Origin of the sequence: Streptomyces sp. ISL-43 (assembly GCF_018614195.1) — a bacterium.
Taxonomy (GTDB): Bacteria; Actinomycetota; Actinomycetes; order Streptomycetales; family Streptomycetaceae; genus Streptomyces.
The window spans coordinates 168,719-176,789 of record NZ_JAGGOT010000032.1 but is presented as its reverse complement, the minus strand read 5'-3'; the positions used below and the strand labels follow the sequence as shown (position 1 = coordinate 176,789).

Annotated in this window: 6 protein-coding genes; 2 read left to right on the top strand and 4 right to left on the bottom strand. The window is 71.0% G+C overall.

The features are described from left to right. Window positions 1-61 precede the first annotated feature (61 nt). The 3 genes from J7F03_RS19315 to J7F03_RS19305 all read right to left on the bottom strand — a co-directional run bounded on the left by J7F03_RS19315 (window position 62) and on the right by J7F03_RS19305 (window position 5,479). The gene (locus J7F03_RS19315; RefSeq protein ID WP_214950999.1) at window positions 62-1,090 is read right to left on the bottom strand and encodes an aspartate-semialdehyde dehydrogenase; all 1,029 of its coding nucleotides are present in this window, start codon (window positions 1,088-1,090) and stop codon (window positions 62-64) included. A 231-nt stretch (window positions 1,091-1,321) separates the two neighbouring features. Continuing rightward, window positions 1,322-4,639 (bottom strand): S8 family serine peptidase, encoded by a 3,318-nt coding sequence (locus J7F03_RS19310; RefSeq protein ID WP_214950997.1) that lies wholly within the window; start codon window positions 4,637-4,639, stop codon window positions 1,322-1,324. Between the two features lie 273 nt (window positions 4,640-4,912). Beyond that, window positions 4,913-5,479, bottom strand: coding sequence for a CGNR zinc finger domain-containing protein (locus J7F03_RS19305; RefSeq protein WP_214950995.1), 567 nt, complete (start codon window positions 5,477-5,479; stop codon window positions 4,913-4,915). 152 nt (window positions 5,480-5,631) lie between these two features. Between J7F03_RS19305 and J7F03_RS19300 the strand changes: the two genes are divergently transcribed. Both J7F03_RS19300 and J7F03_RS19295 read left to right on the top strand, forming a co-directional pair. Continuing rightward, window positions 5,632-6,090 carry a VOC family protein gene (locus tag J7F03_RS19300; RefSeq protein ID WP_214950993.1) on the top strand — a complete coding sequence of 153 codons (459 nt, stop codon included), beginning with the start codon at window positions 5,632-5,634 and terminating at the stop codon, window positions 6,088-6,090. Continuing rightward, window positions 6,090-7,025 carry a pyridoxamine 5'-phosphate oxidase family protein gene (locus J7F03_RS19295; protein ID WP_214950991.1) on the top strand — a complete coding sequence of 312 codons (936 nt, stop codon included), beginning with the start codon at window positions 6,090-6,092 and terminating at the stop codon, window positions 7,023-7,025. The genes J7F03_RS19300 and J7F03_RS19295 overlap by 1 nt, the downstream gene beginning before the upstream one ends. Here the strand turns inward: J7F03_RS19295 and J7F03_RS19290 are convergent. Next, on the bottom strand, window positions 7,001-7,960 hold the full coding sequence (locus tag J7F03_RS19290) for a hypothetical protein (protein WP_214950989.1): 960 nt from the start codon (window positions 7,958-7,960) through the stop codon (window positions 7,001-7,003). The two genes, J7F03_RS19295 and J7F03_RS19290, sit on opposite strands and share 25 nt — an antisense overlap. Window positions 7,961-8,071: the final 111 nt, after the last annotated feature.

Genomic DNA, 8,071 nt, shown 5'->3' with positions numbered 1-8,071 from the left:
ACGATCCCTAGAAACCGCCGTGACGGCGCCGCCCCTTCGTGTCACGCGTGTGCGAGCGGGATCAGCCGCGCAGCTCCTCGGCGACCAGCTCCGCGATCTGCACCGCGTTCAGCGCGGCGCCCTTGCGGAGGTTGTCGTTCGAGAGGAACAGCGCCAGGCCGTTCTCGGCGGTCTCGTCGACGCGGATGCGGCCCACGTACGAGGCGTCCTTGCCGGCGGCCTGCAGCGGGGTCGGGATCTCCGAGAGCTCGACGCCCGGGGCGTCCCGCAGCAGCTCGTAGGCGCGCTCGACGCTCAGCGGGCGGGCGAAGCGGGCGTTGACCTGCAGGGAGTGGCCGGAGAAGACCGGCACGCGCACACAGGTGCCCGAGACCTTGAGCTCCGGGATCTCGAGGATCTTGCGGGACTCGTTGCGGAGCTTCTGCTCCTCGTCGGTCTCGAAGGAGCCGTCGTCGACCATGTTGCCCGCGAGCGGGATCACGTTGTAGGCGATCGGCCGCTTGTAGACGGCCGGCTCCGGGAAGTCCACCGCGCCGCCGTCGAAGGTCAGCTGGTCGGCGGCCTCGGAGACCGCGCAGGCCTGGCCCTTGAGTTCGGCGACGCCCGCCAGACCCGAGCCGGAAACGGCCTGGTAGGTGGTGGCGATCAGCGAGGTCAGGCCGGCTTCGTCGTGCAGCGGGCGCAGCACCGGCATCGCGGCCATCGTGGTGCAGTTCGGGTTCGCGATGATGCCCTTGGGGCGGTTCTTGATCGCGTGCGGGTTGACCTCGGAGACGACGAGGGGGACCTCGGGGTCACGGCGCCAGGCGGAGGAGTTGTCGATGACGACGGCGCCCTGCGAGGCGACCTTCTCGGCGAGGGCCTTGGACGTGGCGCCGCCCGCGGAGAAGAGCACGATGTCCAGGCCGGAGTAGTCGGCCGTGGAGGCGTCCTCGATGGTGATCTCCCGGCCCTCCCACTCGAGGGTCGAGCCGGCCGAACGGGCCGAGGCGAACAGCCGCAGCTCGTCCACCGGGAACTTGCGCTCGGCGAGGATGCCGCGCATGACTCCGCCGACCTGTCCGGTGGCTCCGACGATTCCGACCCTCACGGTGACTCCTTCTGGTACGTACAGCTGGTGCAAGCCTGCTCCATCATGCGTGCGACCCCGGGCCGCTTGTCCAATCCGTTGTCCGCAGTACGGACGGGCCCCGGGCGGCAGGGCCCGAGGGGGCCAGCGGAAAGGGCGGGCACCCGATCGGGTACCCGCCCCTCCGCCATGTGATCACAGGCCACACGGTCACGCGCGGCCATACGGTCATACGGTCACACGGTCACTCCGTTACGGGAGGACCTTCTCGATCTGCACGCTGCCGGTGCCGGCGGCGGTGCCGCGGGCGTTGAGCAGCTTGACCTCGCCGAAGAACTGGCGGCCCTCCGGGGCGGCGCTGTTGACCAGCACGTTCGCGGAGACGGACGCCGAGGCGCCGTTGGCGAGGTTGACCGCGGCGGCCTCGTCGACCTGGACGGTGCCCAGGGCGGCCGAGTAGTAGACGTCGCGGTAGTCGTACGTGGTGGAGCCGGACGGGATCGCGTAGCCGATCACCTCGACGGTGTAGGTGCCCGCGGCCGGGTTGACGAGGCTCACGGCCTCCTCGGAGTCGCCGTCGGCGGAGGAGCCGACCTTGACGCCGTCCTTGTAGACGTCGAGGTCGAGGTCGGCGGCGGTGTCGGAGACCTTGCCGATCGCGATGTCGAGGCGGGAGACGCCCTCGCCGATCGTGACCTCGGTGGTGTGGGTCTCACCGGCGGCGATGGTCGGCTTGGCGACCTTCGCGGAGCCGAGCGGGCCGCCCTGGAGCTTGCCGCCGGAGATGGCCGCACCGTCGTTCTTCACGGTCCACTGGACCGGCGCCGGGGTGCCCTGCTTGACCTCGGGCAGGACCTTGACCGCGGGGTCGAAGGCCGCGCCGAGCACGGAGACGTCCAGCTTGAACGGGTTGTCGAGCAGCGGCGACGTACGGCGCGACTCGACCTCGATCTCCCAGACGCCCGGCTGCGGGTTCGGGTACGAGCGCAGGTCGGGGCGGCACAGGTTCGCCGGGTTGTCGTAGTTCGGGTAGCACTGGGTCGTCGCGCTGTCCTCGACGCCCACACCGTACGGGTGGATCGAGATGAAGCGCGTCTGGCTGCCCGGCTTCAGACCGCCGAGGGCGACCTCGAGGGTCTTGGCGCCCGCGGGGACGGTCACGAAGTACGACTTGTGGCTGTTGCGCTGCACGGACGAGGTGTCCGAGTAGGAGAACGACGGCTTCGCCAGCGGGGCGGAGACGACGACCGTGGAGAGGATCTGCTTGTCGATGCCCTCGGTGGTCGGGTCGTCGAGCTGCAGGATGCCGCTGTGGACGCCGGCCGACTTGGCCTTCGCCTCGACCTTGATGGTGACCGGCTTGTTCAGCGGCAGGGTGACGTAGTCGTAGTCCGTGAGGAGCTTGAACGTACCGTCGTTGTTGCGCCAGCTGAGCTTGTGCGGGGTGCCGTACTTGACGCCGGTGGTGCGGGTCACGACGACGTTGTAGACCTTCTTCTGGCCGACCTTCAGGCCGCCCTCACGGTCGTAGACGCCGGTGCCGAAGCCCGGGGTCTTCAGGAACTGGTCGATCGCGGTGTCGACCGGCGCCGAGACGGTGAACTCGTTGGCCTTCGCGCCGCGCTGGATGGACTCCCACGCGCCGGGAATGTTGATCATGCCCGCGCCCTGGGCGTGCGCCGGGACGTCGTCGATCTTCTTCGCGCTGCTGGTGAGCGCGATGCGCAGGGTCGCCGGAGTGAGGGCGATGTGCTGCTGCTTGGCCGCCGAGATCAGCAGGGCGCTGGCGCCCGCCGCCTGCGGCGAGGACATCGAGGTGCCCTGGAGCATGCCGTAACCGGCCGGCAGGTCGTATCCGGCCTCCTTCACCGGCGCGCCGGGCAGCCAGGTCTGGATGGAGTTGATCGACGCGCCGGGGGCGGTGATCGTCGGCGTGAAGCCGCCGTCCTCACGCGGACCGCGCGAGGAGAAGGGGAACATGTTGTACTTCTTGCTCACGCCGGAGCCGTAGTTGGCCGCCCAGGTCTCCTTGGAGACCGCAGCGCCCACGGAGACGACCTTGTCCGCGAGACCGGGGTCGCCGATGGTGTTGATGCCGGGGCCCTCGTTGCCCGCCGAGATGACGAGCTGGACACCGTAGGTGTCGATGAGGTTCTTGTAGAGCTCGGAGCGCGCGTTGTTGCCGTCGTTCAGCGCCGGCAGGCCGCCGATCGACATGTTGACGATGTCCACACCGCGGTTGACGACGAGGTCGATCATGCCCTCGGTCAGCGCGATGTTGGTGCAGCCGCCGGACCAGGAGCAGGCGCGCGAGGAGACGATCTTCGCGCCGGGCGCCTCGCCGTTCATCGCGCCGCCGAAGAGGCCGTTGGCGGCGGTGATGCCCGCGACGTGCGTGCCGTGCTCGGACTCGATGATGCCGATGTTGACGAAGTCGGCCTTCTTGCCGACCCAGTCACCACCCAGCGGGTCCATCGGGACGTCCTTGCGGATCTCGATCACGAACGGGATGCGCTCGGCGACGTCGGTCGCCGGGTTGTCCGTGCCGAAGTAGCCGATCTGGTAGCCGTCCTTGTACGGCTTCATCGGCTCGTTGTTCGTGAAGTCGCTGTCCTGGTCGGTGTCGACGCGGACGGTCCCGGCCACCGGGTCGTAGAGCATGCCGAACCGGTCGGTGGTGTCCCCGTCCCGGTTGACGTCGCCCTTCATGTCCCCGTTGGCGGTGATCGACTCGGTGAAGCGGCTCCACTGGAACGAGCCCTCCGGGGCCTTCCAGCTCGCGCCGCCCGCGGTGAACGTGCCGCCGGCGACCGGGGTGATCTGCGCCCGCCAGGTGGCGTCGCCGTCGGCGAGCGGGTCGGTCGCGGTGACCCAGTCGACGATCTTGCGCTCGCCGGTGGTGGTCTTCTGGAGCGCAGGGTGGCCGATGTCGACGCCCGAGTCCAGGACGCCGATGGTCACGCCGCGGCCGTCGGCCTTCGGGTTCTTCTTGAGGAAGTCCAGCGCACCGGTCTCGAAGGACGGGTTGTACGGGTTCTTCGCCGGGGTGTTCTTGTCCGGGCCCGGGTAGGCCTCGGCCGCGGTCTTCGCGACCGCGGCGCTCTCGCGGTCCGCGTCCGGACGGGGGTCCGGCAGCTGGATCTCGTGCCGCAGGTCGATACCGTGCACGGAAGACAGCTTGGCGGCCGCCTTCAGCGCGCCCTCGGCCTTGTCGGTCGGCAGGGTGGCGCGTACGTAGCCGAGCTTGTCGTACGTCTGGCCCACCGAGGCGCCCTGGACGTCGTCGAGCTGCTTCGCCACCTGCTGGGTCTCGCCGGGGGCGGTCGCGACCATGACGGTGACGGTCTTCTCGCCCTTGGACTTGGCTTCCTGCAGCAGTTCGACGTCGGCCGAACCGAGCTTCTGGTCAGCCGATTTGACCGCGGGGTTGGGCGTGGGGGCATCGGCGGCGGTCGCCGCGAAGGCGGGCATGGCGCCGCCCGCCGCGAGGGCGGCCACCAGGCCGGCCGCGGCCGCGACGCGCACGGCGCGCCGGGTCGCGGATATGGAGCTGGGGGAGTCGAGGGTCATCAGCATCCCTGGCTAAGTGAAAGATACGGTCCGGATTTCGGTGCCGGATGACCGGTCAGCCTCGCGCAAGCGACAGCTCTTTGGGGAGAGTTGTCACTGACCGATACCTGCCGTGGCGGACTCCCGCCAGAGCGCTGGATACGCCAGAAGGCCCGTACCGGGGTGTACCGGTACGAACCTTCGGGGTCAAAGATTGATTTGTAGACTTCCCGACCATCCATCAGGGCCGGGGCACGCCTCGGTCTCAGATCGGGTGTGACAACTTCTGGGGGTTCAGCGCTCGCGCGTGCGCGCGTAGTGGCGGGAGGCTTTCGCCCGGTTTCCGCACGCCGACATCGAGCACCAGCGCCGGGTTCCGTTGCGCGAGATGTCGTGGAAGTGCAGTACGCACGTCTCGGAGGCGCACTTGCGGATCCGGGCGGGGTCGGATCCGAGCAGTTCCAGGTAGTCGCGGGCGGCCGTCCAGGCCGGACCCCAGGACGGGTCGTCGAACTCGGCCCGCTCGCCGGGGCCCTCGGCGGTCAGGGTGGCGCGGATCCGCCCGTGCTCCAGAACGGCGTCGACCAGGGCGCGGGCGCTCTCGTCGGCCGGGTCGGCGACGGCGCGGGCCAGTGACTCGCGGGCGGTGAGCAGGTGGACCAGGGTCGCGGCGTCGGCGCGGAAGCGGCCGGCCAGCCCGGCGCTCTCCAGCCAGATCGCCAGGCCCTCGACGCGGGTGAGGCCGAAGGCCCCGGCGAACAGGTCGACCGGCTCGCCTTCGTGCATCCAGCGCGTGTTCAGCAGGTCAAGGGCCACCGGTTCGCCGGTCAGGGGGCGGGGGTCCGCCGCCGGTGTCGCCATCTCGCGTTCCTCCGGGTCTCCGTCGAACTAACCCCCTAAGAGTACGTGACCGGTTGACTCCCACCGGGCTAACCCTTAACGTGAAGATAGAAGGTTAGAACTCGGGAAGATCGAAAGGCCTCGTGAGGGGCTCCTGTCGAAAGGGGGCGGCCATGGCGGCTGTCATCAGCAAGCTGCGCACCGGCCACATCGGGCTGAACGTCACCGACCTCGCGCGCTCGCTCGCCTTCTACCGGGACGCCCTGGGATTCGAGGTGCTCGGCGGGGGCGGGGAGGACGGCGGCGGCCACGCCTTCCTCGGCCAGGACGGTGAGCTCGTCCTCACGCTGTGGCAGCAGGCCGAGGACGGCTACGCGCCCGGCGCGGCCGGACTGCACCACCTCGCGCTCTCCGCCGACGGCATCGAGGAGGTCCGGGCGTACGAGGAGCGGCTGCGGGGCCTGGGCGTCGATTTCAAGTACGAGGGGGTCGTCTCTCACGGAGAGGGCGCGGCCTCGGGCGGGATCTTCTTCCACGACCCGGACGGGACTCGGCTGGAGATCTCCGCGCCGACCGGCGCCGAAGCGTCCGATGCCCCCATCGCAGGGGCCCCGACCTGCGGGTTCTTCTAATGTCCGGGTACCACTGGGGCTCGCTGGCCGTACAGGACCGGGTCGGCGTCCGCGAGCACGCCGTCCACGTCGGCCGCTCGATCACCCCGTACATCAGGGACGTGGCAGCGGCCTTCCTGGAGCTGCAGCCACACCTGGTCGTCGGCGCCGCCGACGCCGGCGGACGGCTGTGGGCCTCGATGCTGACCGGTGCCCCCGGCTTCGTACGGGCCACCGGGCCGGACCGGATCGCCGTCGCCGGAGGGGTGCCCGTCGGCGATCCGCTGGCCGAGGCGCTGGCCACCGGCGGCACCCGGGTCGGGACCATCTCCCTCGACCCGCGCACCCGGCGCCGGATGAGGCTCAACGGAACCCTGGAGGCGGCCCCGGGCGGGTTCGCGGTGGCGGCCGAGCAGGTCTTCGCCAATTGCCCCAAGTACCTCCAGAAGCGGCAGCCGGTATCGCTCGCCGCCGAAGGAGCCGGTGTCGTGCGGCGCAGGGACGCGCTCACCCCCGACCAGGAGCGGGCCGTCCGCGCCGCCGACACCTTCTTCGTCGCCACCACCGCCGAGGCGGACGGGGCGGACGCGAGCCACCGGGGCGGGATGCCGGGCTTCGTCGAGGTGCTGTCGCCGACCGAGCTGGTCTGGCCGGACTACGCGGGCAACACGATGTTCCTGACGCTGGGGAACCTGATGGCGGACCCGCGGGCCGGGCTGCTGTTCCCGGACTGGGAGAGCGGGGGGCTGCTGCAGCTCAGCGGGCGGGCCGAGCCCGAGTTCGGGGCCGACGGGGGGCGGTGGGTCCGCTTCCGGGTCGACGCGGTCGTCGAGAGCGCGCACCCGGGGCGGCTGCGGTGGAGCGCTCCGGAGTACTCGCCCGCCAATCCGTCGCATCCGGCGCTGTCGGCGCCGCCTTCGTCGTCGGGGCCTCACCTGGGCAGGACGACGAGGTAGGCGGCGGGCTCGCGGTCCCCGGAGGCCGTCAGGGCGGTCCGCACGACCGCCGCCTGCTGCTCGGGCCAGTCGCGGAGCTTGCGCGGGGTGACGTGCAGGACGGTCACCCCGCACCGCTCCAGCGTCTCGCGCTTGCGGACCGACTCCGACCACTCCTCGTCCTCGCCCTGGCGCGGGGCACGCGTGTCGATCTCCACGGCGACCGCGTGCTCGGGCCAGTACGCGTCGACCCCGCCCAGGTGCGGGCCGCCGGGCAGCCGCAGGTCCACGTTCCAGACCGGCTCGGGGAGCTCGAAGCCCCGTACGAGCTGGTACAGCCGGTCCTCGGCGATGGCCCGGCCCTCCGCGAGCAGCGACTCGACGGCGTCCACGACGTGCGGCCGGTTCAGCAGCCGGGCCACCGTCAGCTCCCGCACCACGGCGGCCGGTTCGCAGTGCCCGCCGCGGACGGCCTCGCTGAGCAGGCGGCGGACCGTGCCGGCGTCGGAGAGCTGGGCCACGGCGTCGGCGACGGCGCGGGCCACCGGCGCGACGGGGAGCCCGGTGACCTCCATCGGGCGGGGCGGGGTGTGCGTCCGGACGATGCGGACCTGCCCGGCGGACCGCAGCCGGCGGGTGTTCGGCACGAGGACGTCGATGTGGGGGAGACCGAGCAGGGCGGGGGCGGAGGAGAACCGGTACAGCGCGAGGGCGGCCAGCCCGGTGATCATGACTTCGTCGCCGCGCCGCCCCGCGTAGAGGAGCGCCGCGTGCAGCCGCTCCTCGCTGGTCGCGGGGCCGGAGTGGAGCAGGAACACCCCCGGCAGGATCTGCTGCCAGGGTCGCTCGGCGGCGTCGGAGGCGGAGACGCCGTGCTCGCGGAGCTGGGCCAGCGTGAGCACGCGGGGGCGGCTGCCGGTGAGGTGGGCGAGGGGGAGGGGCGCGTTGTGGTTCATGACGCCGTGATTCCCTCAGGCCACGGCCTCGCTAACCCCTGTTACACATCCGTCGGCAAATCGGGACAAGACAGGGCTAAAGTACGGGCGTTCGACTGCCGATGGGATGCG

Coding starts and splice junctions, on each gene's coding strand:
- J7F03_RS19300 (WP_214950993.1), top strand. CDS start 5,632: ATGGCGGCTGTCATCAGCAAGCTGCGCACCGGCCACATCGGGCTGAAC.
- J7F03_RS19305 (WP_214950995.1), bottom strand. CDS start 5,479: ATGGCGACACCGGCGGCGGACCCCCGCCCCCTGACCGGCGAACCGGTG.
- J7F03_RS19295 (WP_214950991.1), top strand. CDS start 6,090: ATGTCCGGGTACCACTGGGGCTCGCTGGCCGTACAGGACCGGGTCGGC.
- J7F03_RS19290 (WP_214950989.1), bottom strand. CDS start 7,960: ATGAACCACAACGCGCCCCTCCCCCTCGCCCACCTCACCGGCAGCCGC.
- J7F03_RS19310 (WP_214950997.1), bottom strand. CDS start 4,639: ATGACCCTCGACTCCCCCAGCTCCATATCCGCGACCCGGCGCGCCGTG.